Origin of the sequence: Streptomyces sp. NBC_01408 (genome assembly GCF_026340255.1) — a bacterium.
Taxonomy (GTDB): domain Bacteria; phylum Actinomycetota; class Actinomycetes; order Streptomycetales; family Streptomycetaceae; genus Streptomyces.
Map to the genome: position 1 here is coordinate 319,394 of NZ_JAPEPJ010000002.1, position 15,036 is coordinate 334,429.

Sequence of the window (15,036 nt, forward strand, 5' to 3'; positions counted from 1 at the left end):
GTCCCCGCGAAGGCTCCCCGGCGGGTGTCATGGGCTCATGAAACTGCGTGTCCTTCCACCGAGGTTCTCCGGACGGCTCCACGACGCCCGCACGGCGACGTCGATCGGCCGCTGGCTGGCCGCGGCTGTCGCGGTGTGCTTCGTCACCGGCGTGGTCAGCCACTACCTTCAGCATCCTCCCGGCTGGCTCGCCGGATCCCTGCCCAGCCGTCCCTCGTGGGGCTACCGGCTGACCCAGGGACTCCACGTGGCGAGCGGCATCGCCGCCGTTCCGCTGCTGCTGGCGAAGTTGTGGACGGTCTATCCGCGGCTGTTCGAGTGGCCCGCCGTGCGTTCGGTACGCCATGCCCTGGAACGGCTGTCGGTGGCCCTGCTCGTCGCCTCGGCCGTCCTGGAGGTGTTCACCGGACTGCTCAACACCGTGCAGTGGTATCCGTGGCCCTTCTCCTTCGTCCCGGTGCACTACGCCCTGGCCTGGGTGTTCGCCGGCGCCCTCCTGCTGCACATCGCTGTCAAAGCGCCGGAGATCAGGACCCATTGGAGCCGGAGGTCGGCCGGCACGCTCGCACTGCCGGCCGAGGACGGACCTGACCGGCGGGCTCTGCTCACGGGAGTCGCCGCCGCGGTCGGCGCCGTCACCGTGGCGACGGCCGGCCAGTCCTTCACCCCGCTGGGACGGTTCGACCTGCTGGCCCCCAGGCACCCCGACCACGGACAGCAGGGCCTTCCGGTGAACCGGACGGCCGCCGCGGCCGGGGTCGCCTCGGTGTCCGTCGTGGACTGGCGGCTGACCGTTGCAGGGCCCCGTCCGTACGAACTGACCCTCGACGAACTCCGAGGCATGCCGCAGTACGACGCGACGCTCGCGATCGCGTGCGTGGAGGGCTGGAGCAAGTCCGCGCACTGGAGCGGTGTGCGGATCCGGGATCTGCTCGACCGGGCGGGGGCTCCTGCCGGTGCCCGGCTGCGGGTGGTCTCCATGGAGCGGGAGGGCGGGTACGCGGTATCGGAGATGGGCCGCACCTACGCCCGGGACGAGCTCACCCTTCTCGCCCTGCGGCTGGGCGGCGAGGTGCTGTCGCCGGATCACGGCTTCCCCGCACGGATCATCGCGCCCAACCGGCCCGGCGTACTGCAGACCAAGTGGGTCCATCGGCTGGAGGTCCTGTGATGCGAACGGCTGTCGGCGCCCTGGGCGTCCTCCTCCTGGGCTACGGCGTGGTGCTCCTGTCCGACGGTGGGCAGTACGTCGACGTGGCGATCTGGCTGGCCGGTGCCGTCGCCCTGCACGACGGGGTCGTCGCCCCGCTGGTCCTGGCCGCCGGCCTGCTCCTCACGGCCCTGCGCGCGAGCAGGACGGTACGCGGTGCGCTGATCGTCGCCGGTGCGCTGACCGTGGTCGCACTGCCCGTGCTCCTGCGCCCGGGCACACCGAACAACCCGTCCGTACTGCCGCTGGACTACCCGCGCAACTGGGCTCTGGCCCTCGTTGCGGTGGCCGCACTGGCCGCCGCGCTGCACCTCGTCCGGTGGTTGCAGGCGCGGTTCCGGGCCCGAGAGGGGTCCTGGACGAAGAGCCGGACCTGATCACCGAGTCAACTGGCCTTCCGTATACGTGGATTAGGTGCACGGGTCTTGTGGCAGCCCCCTGGACGCTGCTATTCCATTCATACCGTTAGGAAACTTTCCTTATGATCGCAGGATCGTCAACGGGATGGAGACATCTTGAGACCCCCACGCCTCCGGCTGCGCGCGCTCGTCGCCGCCGGAACCCTCACCGGCAGCCTGCTCGTCGGCCTGGCCGGCGCCCCCGGCATCGCGGCCCCCACCGACTCCGCCGACGCCGCCGGCTCCGCTGCTCCGGCCGCCGCCGTCACCCACGAGGCCGAGAACGCGCGTGCCTCACAAGGCCTGACCGAGTCCAACCACGCCGGCTTCACGGGCAGTGGCTTCGTCAACTACGACAACACGACCGGAAGTTACGTCGAGTGGACGGTGAACGCCGCCCAGGCCGGCAACGCCGGACTCACCCTCCGGTACGCCAACGGCACCACCGCCAACCGCCCCATGACCATCACGGTCAACGGCACGGCGGTCGCCACCGGCAAGGCCTTCAACGGCACCGGCGCCTGGACCTCCTGGGCCACCACCGCCCTGACGGCCGCCCTCAGGGCGGGCACCAACACCATCCGGGCCACCGCGACCACCGCCGGCGGCGGGCCCAACGTCGACCACCTGCTGGTCGACGCCGGCACCACCCCGCCCCAGCCGGGCACCACCCCGGTCGGAATCAACGGCCAGCTCACCGTCTGCGGAACCAAGCTCTGCAACCAGTACGGCAAGCCCGTCCAGCTCCGCGGCATGAGCACCCACGGCACCCAGTGGTACGCGCAGTGCCTCACCAGCGGCTCGCTCGACGCCCTCGCCAAGGACTGGAACGCCGACGTGCTGCGCGTCTCCACGTACGTCCAGGAGGACGGCTGGGAGACCGACCCGCAGAAGTTCACCGACCTTGCCCACTCGCTGATCGAGCAGGCCACCGCCCGCGGCATGTACGTGATCGTCGACTGGCACATGCTCGACCCGGGCGACCCGAACGCCAATCTGGCGAACGCCAAGACCTTCTTCAAGGCGATCGCGAACCGGCACAAGGACAAGAGCAACGTCTTCTACGAGATCGCCAACGAGCCCAGCGGTGTCAGCTGGGCCAAGGTGAAGTCCTACGCCGAGCAGATCATCCCGGTGATCCGCGGCATCGACTCCAACGCCCCGGTGCTGGTCGGCACCCGCGCCTGGTCGTCCCTGGGCGTCTCGGACGGCGCCGACGAGTCGGAGACCGTCAACAACCAGGTCAACGCCTCCAACATCATGTACACCTTCCACTTCTACGCCGCGTCGCACGGCGACGAGTACCTGAACGCCCTCTCCCGGGCAGCCGACCGGATCCCGATGTTCGTCACCGAGTTCGGCACCCAGAACTACGCGGGCGAGGGCGCCGACGACTTCACCATGTCGCAGAAGTACCTGGACCTGATGGCCGCCAAGAAGATCAGCTGGACCAACTGGAACTTCTCCGACGACTTCCGCTCCGGTGCCGTCTTCAAGGACGGCACCTGCAACAGCAACGGCCCCTGGACCGGAACCGCCTCCCTGAAGCCGGCCGGCGTCTGGGTCCGCGACCGGATCCGCACCGCCGACAGCTTCCCGACCGGCTGACAGCCGGCAGAAGCGGGCCGGTCAGATCCCGGCCCACGCCGGTCCCTCCCGCCCGGACGGCGGGAGGGACCGCACATTCACTCCCCGCGGCGACGGCGCGGTCCACGGCAGCGGGACCCGTGACGAGCCGCGCCGGATCAGTCGAGGACAGCGGTGACTTCGACCTCGACCAGGTGCTCGGGAACGTCCAGTGCCGCGACGCCGATCAGCGAGGCCGGCGGTGCGCCGGTGATCCCCTGCTTCGCGACCGCCCGGCCGAGCCCCTCCATCAGCGAGGGCATCTTGTCGGGGGTCCAGTCGACGACGTAGACCGTCACCTTCGCCACGTCGTCGAAGGAGCCACCGACCCCGGCCAGGGCGGCGCCGACGTTGTGGTAGCACTGCTCGACCTGAGCAGCGAGGTCGCCTTCACCGACCGTGACACCGTCGGGGCCCCAGGCGACCTGACCGGCGATGAAGACAAGCTTCGACCCGGTCGCGACCGACACCTGCCGGTAGGCGTCGATTACCGGCAATCCGTTGGGGTTCACCAGGGTGATGGCCATGCTGCCTGCCTCCATTGCTACCAAAACCGCTCTCCTGCGGTTACTCAGAAACCGTAGGAGAGTGCTCGCTGACATGGAAGAACGCACTTTTCAGTGACTGGGGAACCTTATGGTGACCAAGCAGCTCACGGGCTCGCCCGACGGGACGGACCCACTTGACACCACCCCGTTGGCGCCGGGGCATCGGGCCGACGGTCACGCGTCCCAGGTGACCGGGAGGCTCTTCACCCCGTAGATGTCCGCGGACTCCGGTCGCAGGGCGACGTCTTCGGCCGGTACCGCCAGGCGCAGCGTGGGGAAGCGGCGCAGCAGCGCGGAGAACGCGACCCGCATCTCGACACGGGCCAGCTGGGCACCCAGGCACAGGTGGATGCCGTGGCCGAAGGCCAGGTGCCCGCCGGACTCCCTGCGGAGGTCGAGGGCGTGGGGATCGGCGTAGCGTTCGGGGTCGCGGTTGGCGGTGTTGTACGACAGGACGACCGTCGTGCCGGCCTCGATGGTCTGGCCGCCTACCTCGACGTCCTCCAGCGCCGTCCGCATGAACGATTTGGCGACGCTCAGATACCGCAGCAGCTCCTCCACGGCCTGGTCGATGAGCGCCGGATCGGCGCGCAGCGCGGCCAGTTGCTCCGGGTTCTGCAGCAGCGCGAAGGCCCCGAGGGCCAGCATGTTCGCGGTGGTGTCGAATCCGGCCGCCAGCAGGATCAGGCTGATCCCCTGCAGCTCCTCGTCGGTCAGGTCGCTGTCGGTGAGCTCGCTGAGCACGTCGTCGGTAGGGTTCGCGCGCTTGGCGGCCACCAGCTGCGCGAGGTACTGCTGTGTCGCGGTGTAGGCCGCCATCAGCTCCTCGTCGCCCGTCTCCCCGTTCATGAACTTGTCGATCTGTTCCTGGAAGGAGTCCCGGTCCTCGTACGGCACGCCCAGCAGCTCACAGATGATGATGGTGGGGATGGGCTTGGCGAACGCGGTGACCAGGTCCGCCGACGACCCCGCCTTCTCCATGGCGTCCAGGCAGTCGGTGGTGATCTGCTCGATGCGCTCGGTGAGCAGTCGCATCCGCCGTGCGGTGAACTTGCCCACCAGCGGCTTGCGGTAGCGGCTGTGCTGGGGATCGTCCATGAGGAGGAACTCGCCGGGCGGCGCCGGAGGGATCTCGAAGTCGACCACGTTCAGGAGCTCCCTGCGCGCGCTGAACCGCGGGTCGGCCAGGACCGACCTGACCAGGTCGTATCCGGTGATCATCCAGCCGGGTTTCCCGCCGGGGTGGGTGTAGCGGCTGATGGGGCCGTGCCGGCGGGCGTCGATCAGCTCTGCCGGCGGGTCGAAGGGGCAGCCGCGGGGACGCTCAGTCGGCAACGACGTAACAGTGTGGAGGGACTCATCCATGACCATTCCTCATCTCGCGATAGTGCGCGTTTGACGCAGCTCGAACGCTACGTTGCATTCAGGGTGACGGCAATCCATAAATTCGCGTTTTCGCAGGTGGATAGCGGCAAATTGATGCAATGACCCTGGGCGCGAATGCAATGGCGCGTTGCAATGAATGGAGGCGAAGGCAATAGTGGCGGCACGCCCGGAGGGCGGCGGGCGCACTGGCCTAGGTAGGCGCGTTCCTGGAACAGGTCAGCCCGGACATGGCGGAGTCGGCGGGCCGGTGCCGCGGGATGCTGGGCGAGGAGGAGGGGCGGCCGGACATCGGAACTCAGGGCCGGTAGACGAGCTCGATCATCATCGCTGTGATCACCGCCCAGACGCCGATGCCGAGCAGCCAAAGGGCCTCGAGGAGGGCGCCGGCGACGATGACGGTCAGGCCGGCCGCGCCGAGGGCGAGAATCACCCGGCGGATGCCCCGGTCGGGAAGCCACTCAATGGTCACATCATGAGAATCGCGCCGGGCCCCCGCCTTGGCGAGGGTCCGGCGCGATTCCTGTCGGCATCTTGACGCCGGATCCGGGGTCAGCCGGTCCACCGGGGGCGCGGTCGCGGCGGCGGCCGAGAGGGTAACGGTGAGAGCGGATCGAACGGTCAGCCGAGGCCGGGGACGGTGGACACCAGGAGGTCGATGGGGACGATCAGCGGCAGGGCGAGCACGATCAGCCAGGCGTTGCGACGTCACCCAGAAGATCACCGGCGTGCCGCAGGGGCGTCGTCGGCGCCCACCGCGGCCTCCACCGACAACGCCCCCGGCGCGCACCGAAGCTTCAGTGGGTTGCTGACCTGCACATTCGCGACTTGGTCCACACCCTGACACCATCGCCGACTCAGGCGGCGCCATATTCGACCGACAGTGGCGCCATAGATGTGCCAGAATGGCGTCACAAAAGGCGCAGCCCTCGACCTCGCCGGTCGAGGGGGCCTCGCGCGGAGTGAGTCATCAAAGGGGTGGATCATGGAGACAGCACAGAGCCAGGAGCAGGCGGCGCCCGGCGCCTTCACCTCCTTCGCCCGCTTCGTGCTCTGCGGCGGCGGGGTGGGGCTCGCCTCCAGCTTCGCCGTGGCGGCCCTCGCCTCCTGGGCTCCCTGGATCCTGGCCAACGCCCTGATCACCGCGGTCTCCACTCTCCTCGCCACCGAGCTCCACGCCCGCTTCACGTTCGGCGCGGGCGGGCGCGCGACCCGGCGCCAGCACGCGCAGTCGGCCGGGTCCGCGGCGGCCGCGTACGCGGTGACCTGCGTGGCGATGCTTGTCCTGCAGCAGCTGGTGGCGGCGCCCAGTGCGGTGCTCGAGCAGGTCGTCTACCTGTCCGCCTCCGCACTCGCCGGTGTCGCGCGGTTCGCGGTGCTGCGCCTCGTCGTCTTCGCGAGGAACCGCTCGCAGGCCGCGACCCTCGTCCGCACCGCCGGTCCTGTACCCGCAACCATGGCCCGCGCCTCGGCCCCGGCCGACCCCGCGGCGCTCTGCTACGCCGCCTGACCCTTCAGCCCCGTTTGCCGAAGCGTGTCGCCACCGCTCGGGTTCTTCAACCGACTGATCAGCCGCTCGACTTCGTTCCTGTGTGCATGGCGATCCGGCAGCCGACCGGGTAGGTACCCTCGCCGGCGGATCCGACCCGTTCGACGGCGTCCCGCCCGACGGCGAGAGCGAGGGAGTCGGGCCGCAGCAGCAGCCGGTCGAGGATCACCTCGGTCTGGAGGTTTGCGAGAGCGGCTCCGATGCAGCGGTGCGCGCCGAGGTTGGCGACATACAGCGCGAGACCCATAACGCCACTGTGGCGCATGGATGGCGCCACTGCGATCCGGGGCGGAACCAACTCGTGGCGATACCCGGTCCCGCCTCCCCCAAGAGACCAATGAGCTGCGGAGATTTGCCCCCACGGAGGGGTCAGGGGGCAGTCGGCACAGCCCCCACGACTGGCGGCACACCCCCTCCTCCAGCCAAGCCATTGGCGCTGACATCCGCCACGAGACGCCACACCATGACGCCAACTGGTTGCATCGGAGCCAACATGGTGCCAATGTGGTGCCACACGGTCCGAAGCCCGCACAGCTGCCGGACCTGTCACTGCTTCGCGACCGCACGAGCCGTCGGCCGTGCGGTCCCCCGTTCACCACCGATCCGACAGGAGCCCGATTCGCCGTGGCCACTTTCCTCTACAAGCTGGGCCGCCTCGCCTTCCGGCGGCGGGGCTCGATCGCACTGCTGTGGGCGCTGGTCCTCGGCGGGGTGATCGTCGCCGCCTCCACCGCACCGCCGCCGCCCGCCGACACGTTCTCGATGCCGGGTACCGAATCCCAGAAGGCTTTCGACCTGCTCAAGGAGAAGTTCCCCGCCGCGAGCGCCGACGGTGCGAGCGCCCGGGTGGTCATCCGCACCCCCAACGGTGAGAGCATCTCCGGCGCCGGACGCAAGGCAGCCGTCTCGGGGCTCGTCTCCGACCTGGCCAAGGCTCCCGAGGTGGCCGCCGTCACCGACCCGTACCCGGCCGGCGCCGTCAGCAAGGACGGCACCACCGCCTACGCGGTCGTCACGTACAAGGTCGCCGCCACCGCACTGACCGACAAGGAACACGACGCGCTCACACAGGCCTTCGACAAGGCCCGCGACACGGGCCTGACCGTCGAAGCCGGCGGTGACGCCATCAAGATCGACGCCGCGATGGGCGGCGCCGAGGGCATCGGCATCCTCATCTCGGCCATAGTCCTGCTGATCACCTTCGGCTCGCTGATCGCCGCCGGCATGCCCCTGCTCACCGCCCTCATCGGCATCGGCGTCGGCATCAGCGGGATCACCGCGCTCGGCAGCACCCTCGGCCTGTCCGCGACCACGTCCACGCTGGCCATGATGATCGGCCTCGCCGTCGGCATCGACTACGCCCTGTTCATCATCTCCCGCTACCGCTCCGAGATCGCCGAGGGCCACGAGCGTCAGGAGGCCGCCGGACGCGCCGTCGGCACCGCCGGATCGGCCGTCGTCTTCGCCGGCCTCACCGTCATCATCGCGCTCGCCGGACTCGCCGTGGTGAACATCCCCATGCTCACCAAGATGGGCATGGCCGCCGCCGGTACGGTCGCCGTCGCCGTCCTCATCGCGATCACCCTCGTACCCGCGCTCCTCGGCTTCGCACCGGTCAAGGTACTGCGCCGCATCGACCGCAAGGCAGTCACCGGCAAGGCGCTCACTGCCCGGCAGCAGCGCAAGGCCGACAAGGAAGCCGCACGGATGAAGCCCAACCTGGGGACCCGCTGGGCCCGTTACGTCATGCGCCATCCGGTGGCGGTCCTGCTCGTCGGCGTGCTCGGCCTGGGCGCGGTCGCGCTGCCCGCCGCCAGCCTGGAACTCGGGCTGCCCGGCGAGGGCACGATGGCCGCCGAGACCACCCAGCGCAAGGCGTACGACATGCTGTCGGAGTCCTTCGGCCCCGGCTTCAACGGACCGCTGATGATCACGGTGAGCGCCAGGGACGCCGCGTCAGCGGCCGGCCCCACCGGTCGGGCGCTGGCCGAGTTGGAGGGCGTCGCCTCCGTCTCACCTGCCGTACCCAACACCACGAACGACACCGCGATCCTGAACCTCATCCCGAGCACCGGGCCCACGGACCACGCGACCGAGGAACTGGTCCGCTCCCTCCGCGACCGCGTCGCGGCCATCGAGTCCGACACGGGTGCGGACGAGATCCTCGTGACCGGCCAGACCGCGATGTTCATCGACTTCTCCAAGACCCTCGACGACGCCCTGGTTCCGTATCTCGCGCTCGTCGTGGGCCTCGCCTTCCTCCTCCTGGTGCTCGTCTTCCGCTCGATCCTCGTCCCGCTCAAGGCCGCCCTCGGCTTCCTCCTGTCCGTCAGCGCGGCCCTCGGAGCCGTGGTCGCGGTCTTCCAGTGGGGCTGGCTCGCCGACGTCTTCGGCGTCAAGGAGGCCGGACCCATCATGAGTACGATGCCGATCTTCATGATCGGTGTGGTGTTCGGCCTCGCGATGGACTACGAGGTGTTCCTGGTCAGCCGGATGCGGGAGGCGTACGTCCACGGCGCGCGGCCCGGCGAGGCCGTCATCACCGGATTCCGCTACGGCGGGCGCGTGGTCAGCGCGGCCGCGATCATCATGATCAGCGTCTTCTCCGGCTTCATCACCGAACAGAACGACCTCATCAAGATGATCGGCTTCGCCCTGGCCACGGCCGTCCTCTTCGACGCCTTCGTCGTCCGCATGGCCATCGTCCCGGCCCTCTTCGCCCTCCTCGGCAAGTCGGCCTGGTGGCTCCCCGAGTGGCTCGACCGGATCCTGCCGAAAGTGGACGTGGAGGGCGCGAAGCTGGACGCCGCGGCCCCGGCCGCCCGCCGCGAACGCGAGCCCCAGTTCTCGGACTCCTCCCGCTGAACACCACACGACCCGACGGACCGGCCCGGCTGTGACAACAGCCGGGCCGGTCCGCGGGCGCGTGGCGATCGCCGGCCGAACCGGACCGAACCGGACCGATCAAGGCGTTGCTACTCGGTAGAGGATGAGTACCTGCGCCCTGACGGGCGTTCGGGTGAGCGAGAACACTGGGGCCATGCGCAATCAACTGCAGAAGCCCGCTCCCCACCTCTCGGCGACCTTGGCGCTGGCCGGCCTGACGGTGGCGCTGTGGGCTGCCTGGCTGGGCTGGGACCAGCACCGTGACGTGCACCCCGACGGCTCGACGACCGGCCCCTACGAGGCGTGGCAGGTGATCGGGCTCGTGCTGACCCTGCTGGTACCGGTGTACTGGGCCGCTTCCCGGCAGTACATCGTGGCTGCGGTGCTCGGCACCAGCTCCGGGCTGACCGCTGCCGCCTGGTACGACTGGTCGGACGATGGGAGTGGGCTCTTCGTGATCGGCGTGGGCATGGTCATGATCGGGAGCCTGATGGTGACCGGCCTCCTTTCGCTCTTGATCGCCTCCTGGACGCGCAGGGCCGGAAGCAGCCGTCCTGGACACTGATCCTCGTCTGGTGGGCCAGCCGTCTCCGGCTTCACCGGGCAGGTTCCCGGCCAGGGTGGCGGCGCGCACAGCGTCCGGTACGGCCTGGTTCAGGCGAGCAGCGCGGCGGCCTCCCGGCGTGCCTCGTTCAGCCAGGCCGCGCGTTGCCCGTCGTCGGAGTCGGTGACGGTACGGAAGACGACCCGGCGTACGTCGGCAACTCCTGTGAACGGCAGGACACATGCCGCCCAGATCCTGTGCAGCGGGTCGCCGAACTCGCTCTCCTCGCGATCGGCGGGAGTGTCGGAGGTGTTCAGGACGAGGGCCCTGCCGGCCTTCAGGAGCCCGGCGGGCTCACCCTCCGCGGTGCCCAGTTTGTAGGCGACACCGGGTGCGAACACGCGCTGCACCCAGCCGGCGAGGACGGCGGGTGGCATACCCCACCAGTTCGGGTGGACGAATACCAGGGCGTCAAGGCTCGCCACCTCCGTCCGGTGGAGCGCCAGCTGCGGATCCTGGGCCGGTGACGCCGCCTCGACCGTCCCCGTCTCAACGGCGGACAACAGCGGATCGAACCCTTCGGCGTGGAGATCGTGCGCCAGTACCTGGCAGCCTCGCCCGCACAGTTCCTCCACGACCGCATCGAATACGGCGTGGTTGAAGCTCCCCGGCCGCGGATGTGCGAGATACACCCCTACACGCATGATCCGTCCCCCTGTCGACAAGAGCCGTCATCGGCTGCTGATCCGTGCGGGCGTGCGGGCTTGGACAGCTGCTCCCCCACCGGCTGATCGCCATTATCCGCGAGGCACAACTACGTCCGGACATGCGAAGCCTTCGGCTGGATGCTGCAATGGTTGCGGGGGTCGTCCGTCGCCGTATGCCGTGGCGTGCGCCCCTGGCCCCACGGGCTGTGGGCACGGCCCAGACCGCAATCCGCTCGTGAGGAGTGGCAATGAGCGTCGACATCGAGGACATGGGTCCCATCGACTACCTGATCGTCGAATTCCCGGGCAGCCACATGACGGGCGAGGGTCTGCCCCTGCTCGTCGACCTCGTCGATCGCGGCCTCATCCGCATCCTGGACCTGGAGTTCGTCCGGAAGGACAGTGACGGCTCGGTCTTCGCGGTCGAACTGAGGGACCTCGGAGGCGAGGTCGACCTGTCCGTCTTCGAAGGAGCCACCTCCGGACTGCTCGGCCAGGACGACATCGACGAGGCGGGGACAGCGCTCGCTCCCGGCAACTCCGCCGCGGTCCTCGTGTACGAGAACGTGTGGGCCGCCCCGCTGGCCCGGGCGTGGCGGCGCGCCGGCGCCCAGATGGTGGCGAGCGGCCGCATCCCCGTCCAGGCCCTGCTGGCCTCCCTTGAGGCGGGCGAGTCGTCGACGGCCCCCGGCGGACCGGCTGCCGCCTGAACACTCCGGCCCTTGCGACCCCGGTCGCTTCGGTCCACCCGTACAGCTCTGGGAGATGAGCGACCATGCCTGGACTCCTTCGTGGCGTCGCCCGTACGGCCGTGGTGGCCGGAACCGCCACCGCGGTGTCGAACCGCGTCTCGCGCCGGCAGGCCGGCCGATGGTCCCAGCAGGGACAGCCGCAGGCGTACGAGCAGCAGCCCCCGCCCGCCCCGGCCGCACCGCCCGCCGCAGCACCCGGTGACGACATGACCACCAAGATCGACCAGCTCAAAAAGCTTGGCGACCTGAAGGCCCAAGGCATCTTGACCGAGGAGGAGTTCGCGGCGGAGAAGGCCAAACTCCTTGCCTGAGACGGACGTCCGGCAACCGAAGGCGGGACACATCCCATGACGGCGTCGGATCCGCGCCCCGCAGCGCCTTCCGGAGGGACACAGCCCGAAGAGGCTGACCGGCTGGGTGAACTGCTGCGCAGTCCTGGCTATTTCAAGGCGCTCGTGTTCTGCGCCCTCATTGGTGTTCCGGTGTCGCTGGTCGCGTTCTGGTTCCTGGTCGCACTCCACGAGCTGGAGCACCTGATGTGGGACGGTCTGCCGCAGACTCTGGGGTGGGACGCCCCGCCCTGGTGGTGGCCGTTGCCGTTGCTGCTCGTGGCCGGCGTGACCGTCGGGCTCGTGGTCACCCACCTGCCCGGCGCCGGCGGCCACATCCCCGCCTCGGGACTCCACACGGGCGGTATCTCGCCGAAAGCCCTGCCCGGCGTGATCCTGGCCGCCGTGCTCAGCCTTCCCCTTGGTGCCACCCTCGGACCGGAGGCTCCGTTGATCGCCCTGGGCGGCGGCCTGGCGCTGCTCTTCAGGGATCTGGCGCAGGTGCCGGCGACCGCCCGGGGCACCGCACTCCTGGGCGCGGCGGGAGCAGCGGCGGCGGTCGCGGTGATCTTCGGGAGCCCGCTGATCGCGGCGGTGATGCTCATTGAGGTGGCCGGGGTGGGCGGGCCACAGCTGTTCGCGGTCATGTTGCCCGCGCTGCTGTCGAGCGGGGTCGGCTCACTCGTGTTCACCGGCTTCGGCCGCTGGACCGGCTTCGATGCGCCCAGCCTCTCCGTGAAGGTGGGCGTGCCCCTTCCGCGGCTCGATGCCGGGGACGTGCTCTGGGCGATCCTGATGGCCGTGGCCATCGGTGTCGTGGTACATCTGATCATGCACGGGGGGCAACTGACCTCGCGGTTCGTCGCGAAACGTCCCGTCGTCCACACCGCCCTGTGCGCCCTGGCAGCCGGCGTCTGCGCCGCCGTGTACGCGCTCACCACCGGCCGGTCGCCCGCGAACGTGGCGTCCTCCGGCCAGGGGACGCTGAGCCAGCTGGCTGCCGATCCGCATGCCTGGGGGGTCGGGGCCCTGATCGCCGTGCTGCTCTGCACCGGCGTCGCCTATTCCCTGTGCCTGGGCAGCCTGCGGGGCGGCCCCGTGTTCCCGTCGCTGTTCCTGGGCTGTGCGGTGGGTGTCCTGCTCGCGCCCCTTCCGGGCCTGGGGGTCGTACCGGCAATGGCCGCGGGCATGGCAGCCGCTACGACCAGTGCCTTGCGGCTGCCGGTCAGCAGCATCGTGCTCGTCGTCCTGGTGCTCGACAGTGTCGCCATGACCCCCGTGGTGATCCTGGCGGCCGTCGTGGCCTTCGTGACGACCCAGTTGCTTCAGCGCGGTTCCGCCGTTCCGCCCGTCGGCGGACCTGGGGAAGCGCCGACCGCCCGTCCCCCCGCCTCCGGCGCGTCCGGCTCCGTTTGAGCTCGTCACCGTACCTCTGCCGCAGGGTCACCGAGGTGCGCTGCGGCATGCGTGCGCCGAGAGTGGAAGGAAGTACCCGGTCGGAGAACGGCCGGACGGGGCAGGTCGTACTGCGCGAGGGAGGCCGTATGGCGCGTGACCACGTGAGGGAGCCCGTGCGGGCACCGCCGCGCGAAGTCCGGCCCGGAAAGACGCATCCAGCCCCGTCCGGTCAGGGTGAGCCGGAAGCCCGCCCGGCGGGAGCGCCCGCTTCCGTGGTACTCGTGACAGGCGTGGCGGGGTCGGGGAAGTCCACGGTGGCGCTGCTGCTGGCCGACCGGCTCGGCTGGGCCTACCAGGACGCGGACGAGTTCCACACGCCGGCGAACCGGGCCAGGATGGCGGCCGGCGAGGCCCTGTCCGACGAGGACAGGCGCCCGTGGCTGGCCGCCGTCGCGGCGTGGATCGACCGGCGGATCGCAGCTCGGAAACCCGCTGTCGTCGCCTGCTCCGCGCTCAAGCGCGCCCATCGGGACCAACTGGCCGGGGGACGGCCTGAAGTCCGGCTGGTCCACCTGCACGGTTCACGGCAACTCATCCGGTCCCGGCTGCTGTCCCGGCACGGGCACTTCTTCCCCGCACAGCTGCTGGACAGCCAGTTCGCCGATCTCCAGGAGCCGGAGCCCGACGAGCACGCGTACGTCGTGGAGGTGGACCAGCCCCCGGATGCCGTGGCCGCAGCCGTCCTCGCCCTGCTCGGCACCAGCACCAGCACCAGCACCAGCACCAGCACGGCATCAGGAGAACAGTGGCAGCTGCGCCACGGCGCGCAGGCGGCGGTGGTGGTCGAGCTGGGCGGCGCCCTGCGGCACTACGAGGTGGGCGGACGACCGCTTCTCGACGGATTCGCCGCCCACGAGCCGATCACCGGCGGGCGCGGGCAGCTGCTCGTGCCCTGGCCGAACCGGGTGGCCGGCGGACGGTACGGATTCGGTGGCGACAACCAGCAACTCCCGCTCACCGAACCGGAGAAGGGCAACGCGATCCACGGCCTCCTGAGGTGGGTACCGTGGCGGCTGCTCGGCCGCGGCGAGGACACGGTCACGCTGGGCACCACCCTCTTCCCGCAGCCGGGATACCCCTACCACCTGGAAGTCTCCGCCGAGTACCGGCTGGGCCCGGAGGGGCTCGAGACCACCGTCACCACCGTCAACGTGGGGGGCACCGCCGCACCCTACGGCGTGGGCCAGCACCCCTATCTGACCGTGGGCACCGACCTCGTGGACACCGCGCTGCTGACCGTGCCGGCCCGCTACCGGCTCAGCACCGACGAACACGGCCTGCCGACCGGTGAGGAGCCGGTCGAGGGCACGGCGTACGACTTCCGCACCGCCCGGCCCATCGGCGAACAGCGCCTGGACACCGCGTACACCGGGCTCGACCGGGACCCCGACGGCCACTGCGTGGTACGGCTGTCGCACCCTTCGGGGCGGCACGGAACCGACGTACGGCTCATCGAGGGCGTCCGGTACGTGCAGGTGTACACCGGGGACACGCTGCCGGGTGCAGGGCGGCGGCGCGGTGTCGCCATCGAGCCGATGTCCTGCCCGGCCGACGCCTTCCGCAGCGGCACGGCGCTCACCGTCCTGGAACCGGGCGACACCCATGTCTTCCGGTGGGCCCTGGCCCCGTGGGGATCGTGGTGACCG

The 15,036-nt window shown here is 70.1% G+C and carries 15 protein-coding genes; 10 read left to right on the forward strand and 5 right to left on the reverse strand.

All coding sequences use genetic code 11. The features are described 5' to 3' along the window. Positions 1-37: 37 nt before the first annotated feature. From OG447_RS23850 to OG447_RS23860, 3 genes are all read left to right on the forward strand, one after another. Entirely contained in the window at positions 38-1,171 is a 1,134-nt protein-coding gene (locus OG447_RS23850; RefSeq protein ID WP_266939237.1) for a molybdopterin-dependent oxidoreductase, read from the forward strand. Next, positions 1,171-1,587 (forward strand): hypothetical protein, encoded by a 417-nt coding sequence (locus OG447_RS23855; protein ID WP_266939238.1) that lies wholly within the window; start codon positions 1,171-1,173, stop codon positions 1,585-1,587. Before OG447_RS23850 ends, OG447_RS23855 begins: the two co-directional genes overlap by 1 nt. 138 nt (positions 1,588-1,725) lie before the next feature. Then, positions 1,726-3,216, forward strand: coding sequence for a cellulase family glycosylhydrolase (locus OG447_RS23860; protein ID WP_266939239.1), 1,491 nt, complete (start codon positions 1,726-1,728; stop codon positions 3,214-3,216). Between the two features lie 137 nt (positions 3,217-3,353). On the opposite strand, the gene OG447_RS23865 is transcribed toward OG447_RS23860, so the two are convergent. From OG447_RS23865 to OG447_RS23875, 3 genes are all read right to left on the reverse strand, one after another. Then, entirely contained in the window at positions 3,354-3,761 is a 408-nt protein-coding gene (locus tag OG447_RS23865) for a RidA family protein (RefSeq protein WP_266939240.1), read from the reverse strand. A gap of 195 nt (positions 3,762-3,956) precedes the next feature. Further along, positions 3,957-5,147, reverse strand: coding sequence for a cytochrome P450 (locus OG447_RS23870; protein ID WP_266939242.1), 1,191 nt, complete (start codon positions 5,145-5,147; stop codon positions 3,957-3,959). Positions 5,148-5,463: 316 nt separating this feature from the next. Further along, positions 5,464-5,637, reverse strand: coding sequence for a hypothetical protein (locus OG447_RS23875; protein WP_266939243.1), 174 nt, complete (start codon positions 5,635-5,637; stop codon positions 5,464-5,466). 513 nt (positions 5,638-6,150) lie between these two features. On the opposite strand from OG447_RS23875, the gene OG447_RS23880 reads away from it, so the two are divergent. Then, the gene (locus OG447_RS23880; RefSeq protein WP_266939244.1) at positions 6,151-6,675 is read left to right on the forward strand and encodes a hypothetical protein; all 525 of its coding nucleotides are present in this window, start codon (positions 6,151-6,153) and stop codon (positions 6,673-6,675) included. Between the two features lie 58 nt (positions 6,676-6,733). Here OG447_RS23880 and OG447_RS23885 read toward each other — a convergent pair whose 3' ends face one another. Then, complete coding sequence (locus OG447_RS23885; RefSeq protein WP_266939246.1) at positions 6,734-6,961, reverse strand: hypothetical protein; 228 nt, start codon at positions 6,959-6,961, stop codon at positions 6,734-6,736. A gap of 377 nt (positions 6,962-7,338) precedes the next feature. Between OG447_RS23885 and OG447_RS23890 the strand changes: the two genes are divergently transcribed. Then, complete coding sequence (locus OG447_RS23890; RefSeq protein WP_266939247.1) at positions 7,339-9,579, forward strand: MMPL family transporter; 2,241 nt, start codon at positions 7,339-7,341, stop codon at positions 9,577-9,579. Between the two features lie 175 nt (positions 9,580-9,754). Beyond that, positions 9,755-10,165, forward strand: a complete 411-nt coding sequence (locus OG447_RS23895) for a hypothetical protein (RefSeq protein ID WP_266939248.1) — start codon at positions 9,755-9,757, stop codon at positions 10,163-10,165. Positions 10,166-10,254: 89 nt separating this feature from the next. Here OG447_RS23895 and OG447_RS23900 read toward each other — a convergent pair whose 3' ends face one another. Further along, on the reverse strand, positions 10,255-10,848 hold the full coding sequence (locus tag OG447_RS23900) for an NAD(P)H-dependent oxidoreductase (RefSeq protein ID WP_266939249.1): 594 nt from the start codon (positions 10,846-10,848) through the stop codon (positions 10,255-10,257). A gap of 251 nt (positions 10,849-11,099) precedes the next feature. On the opposite strand from OG447_RS23900, the gene OG447_RS23905 reads away from it, so the two are divergent. The 4 genes from OG447_RS23905 to OG447_RS23920 all read left to right on the forward strand — a co-directional run bounded on the left by OG447_RS23905 (position 11,100) and on the right by OG447_RS23920 (position 15,033). Further along, a complete protein-coding gene (locus OG447_RS23905; protein WP_266939250.1) occupies positions 11,100-11,561 on the forward strand; it encodes a DUF6325 family protein in 462 nt (153 codons plus the stop codon). Between the two features lie 65 nt (positions 11,562-11,626). Continuing rightward, positions 11,627-11,914, forward strand: coding sequence for an SHOCT domain-containing protein (locus OG447_RS23910; RefSeq protein ID WP_266939251.1), 288 nt, complete (start codon positions 11,627-11,629; stop codon positions 11,912-11,914). Between the two features lie 171 nt (positions 11,915-12,085). Continuing rightward, positions 12,086-13,348, forward strand: coding sequence for a chloride channel protein (locus tag OG447_RS23915; RefSeq protein WP_323181847.1), 1,263 nt, complete (start codon positions 12,086-12,088; stop codon positions 13,346-13,348). A gap of 254 nt (positions 13,349-13,602) precedes the next feature. Then, on the forward strand, positions 13,603-15,033 hold the full coding sequence (locus OG447_RS23920; RefSeq protein ID WP_266939253.1) for a gluconokinase, GntK/IdnK-type: 1,431 nt from the start codon (positions 13,603-13,605) through the stop codon (positions 15,031-15,033). Positions 15,034-15,036 lie beyond the last annotated feature (3 nt).